This is a genomic window from Sphaerisporangium sp. NPDC049002 (assembly GCF_040649355.1).
GTDB lineage: Bacteria > Actinomycetota > Actinomycetes > Streptosporangiales > Streptosporangiaceae > Sphaerisporangium.
Window position 1 is genome coordinate 1 of the sequence record NZ_JBEZFH010000386.1, and the last position, 3,048, is coordinate 3,048.

General features: G+C 67.2%; 2 protein-coding genes. One reads left to right on the plus strand and one right to left on the minus strand.

Going from position 1 to position 3,048, the window contains the following annotated elements:
• Positions 1-278: 278 nt before the first annotated feature.
• A complete protein-coding gene (locus AB0B89_RS35765; protein ID WP_358562025.1) occupies positions 279-1,193 on the minus strand; it encodes a PfkB family carbohydrate kinase in 915 nt (304 codons plus the stop codon).
• Between the two features lie 755 nt (positions 1,194-1,948).
• Here AB0B89_RS35765 and AB0B89_RS35770 point away from each other — a divergent pair.
• Positions 1,949-3,048: N-6 DNA methylase (locus AB0B89_RS35770; RefSeq protein WP_358562028.1), on the plus strand; the 1,100-nt coding region annotated here is incomplete at its 3' end.

Here is a 3,048-nt window from a genome sequence, read left to right on the forward strand (position 1 = left end):
CTCGCCTCCCGGGCGCGAGCGTGCCGCGGCTGCCATTCGGGCGAGGTAGTGCTGACTTCAGGGAATTTGTCTGGATGAGCACTATTCCTTACCGGGCTGGGCGGTGGACGGCGATCTCTGGAGGCTGCGCCTCCGGCTGTGCTGTCGGTGCTCGTCATCGCCCGCGGAGTCGGCCTGCTGAAGTGAACCCGTCCTGAAGCGGGCCTGGCCTGACGCGGACCCGTCCTGAGGTGAGACCGTCCTGAGGTGAGACCGTCCTGAAGTGGGCCCGGTCGCGCTCAGGCCGGGGGCAGGCGCTTGAGCAGGGTCTCCTCGTCGATCGGGCTCTCGTGGGTGCCCTCGGAGGTACACGCGTGCGCTCCGGCGACCGCGCCGAGGCGGACACACTCCTCCGGCGGCAGGCCGCGCAGGCGGCCGTACAGGAACCCCGACACGAACGCGTCGCCCGCTCCGTTGCTGTCGGCCACCGGGCCGGGAAGCGGGGCGGCCGGGAGGAGCACGGGCTCACCTGCGGCGTCGCCGAGGAGGTACGCCCCGGAGGCGCCCGCCGTGCAGACGACCAGGGACGCACGGCCACGCGCCAGGATGTCGCGCATCACCGGACCCGGGTCGGGGAGCTTGGCCGCCGACATGAAGACCACGTCGGAGGAGTAGGCGAAGTCCTTGTGGTGGTCGTTCACGCCGTCCCAGTCGTGCAGGTCGGTCGAGACGGGGACCCCCAGCTCCAGCAGCTCGGGGTACAGGTGGCGGGAGAAGTCGGTGATGGACGCGTGGACGTGCCGCGCCCGGCTGATCGCGGGGAGATAGAGGTCGCGGGGCAGGCGCTGCCCGGCCGCGGCGCGCGGGTCGTACAGCGAGAGCCGCCGCCCGTTGGGGCCGACCAGCAGCACGCTGCGCCGGGTGCCCTCGGGCACGATCTCCCACCCGAAGTCGGCGCCGCGCGCGGCGAGGTGGGCGCGGATGAGCGCGCCCTGCGGGTCGTCTCCGATCAGGTCGATCAGCCTGGCCCGCAGGCCGAGGGCGTGGCAGCCGAGGAGCACCCCGCTTCCGGTGTTGCCGATGCGATCGACCACGGGCGGCACGCCGTAGGTGTCGGCGTACGGCAGCGGCAACTCCGGCACGTACACCGTCGTGTCGACCCCGGCGCCCCCGACCACGACGACGTCGTACGGCACAGTGCCGGCTGAACTCATCGCCCCTCCACAAACCTCAGATGAGACCCCGAACACATTCAACCCAGTCGGCACACACTCCGCGCGAAAGGAACCTTACCTGCGGACCAGACCCGCGTTCTCGTGGGTTTCGAGCCGACCGGTGATCCATCACGGTCATCGCGAACAGCCATGATGGTGGGAGATCGCGTCGCAATCTCGACAGGGTGACAGCGCCGCAGGAAGAGTACGAAGATCTTCGTCGGCTGCTCGTGCGTATCAAACAACGGCGGCCAGCCCCGTCATCCGGTGGGCTGGGCTGAGGCACGAAGCTCGGCCCGTCGAGCGCCCTCAGCCCCGCACGGCTCCCAACCATCGCGTGGCGATCGTGAGAGAGATGTGACGCACGGCCCACTTAGCTGCCTGCGGTCTTATAAGGCGTGACCGTTGCAACCGGTGCATGACGCCTACCCGCAACTTAGCGATATCACCACATAAACGGCTACTGCTGGGCTCGTCATTTGTTTTGACCGTTTGCCCCATTCTGTAGTCCGTGGCGGGGATATCGTTGGTTGGTCACCCAAGCAGGGGGTATGGCGCCCCGCGTCTGTTAACCCTTTAGGACACACCCGACATATACATGCCGGCACGCCCGAAATTGGATGACCAGCAGAATCGCCACGACCTTCGGGTCGCCCCCCCCTTTGACGAGCAAGGACACCCCCCGACTGATGGTTGTGACCCAGCAGGAAATCGAGAACCGGTTATGGGATGCCGCTGACGAGCTGCGCGTGGCAATGCCTGAAGCGCAATACTCCTCCGTCGTCTTCCCGTTGATGTTTTGGAAGTACCTGTCGGACACCTGGGAGCACCAGCACGAGGAGTTCCTTGCCGACAACGAGGATCTGGAGGACCTGTCCGCCGAGGAAGCCCACGAGATCGAGTACCGCGACTACCAGTCGTTCGAGATCCCGTTCATCCACCCCGGCACCGTCCAGCAGCGTCGCGCCTCCTGGACGTCCATCCTCGCCACCATCACCCAGCCCAGCCTCGGCCGGCGCGTCCGCGCCTCCCTGCAGGCCATCGAGACGGCCAACCCTGACAAGTTCTCCCGCCTGTTCGGGTCCATGACCTGGACCTCCGAAGAGGTGCTGCCGGGGCAGGTGTTGGAGGCGGTCATGCAGGCGATGGACCGCACCCCGAGGATGCACGAGGGCAACATGTCCCACGACGTGCTGGGCGGGGCGTACGAGTACCTGCTGAAGCGGTTCTCCGACGGATCCGGCACCCGAGCCGGCCAGTTCTTCACCCCACGCGAGGTCGTCCAGCTGATCGTCGAGGTCCTAGACCCCAAGGGCTTCGAGTCGGTGTACGACCCGACCTGCGGGTCGGGCGGCATGCTCATCGCCTCCGCGAACCTCCTGAAGGCCCACGGCGGACGTGGCTACACACTCCGCCTGTACGGGCAGGAGGCCGTACCGGACACGGCGGGTGTGGCCCGCATGAACCTCTTCATGCACAACCTCACCCAGTTCCAGGTTGAGGTCGGCGACACCCTGAAGGACCCGCGCTTCAAGAAGTCGGACGGGTCTGTCGCGCAGTTCGACGTGATCGTCGCAAACCCGCCCTACAGCCTGAAGTGGAAGCCTTGGACCAAGGACCCGCGTGCTCTCGGCGGGGTCGCCCCGCAGTCGTCGGCGGACTGGGCGTTCGTGCAGCACATGATCGCCAGTATGAACCCGAAGAAGGGTCGCGTCGGCGTCGTCCTGCCGCACGGCGTCCTCTTTCGCGGCGGCCAGGAAGCAGCCATCCGCCAGCGTGTCCTGGACGACGACCTGCTCGAAGCGGTCATCGGCCTGCCGGCCAACCTCTTCTACAACACCAGCATCCCCACGGC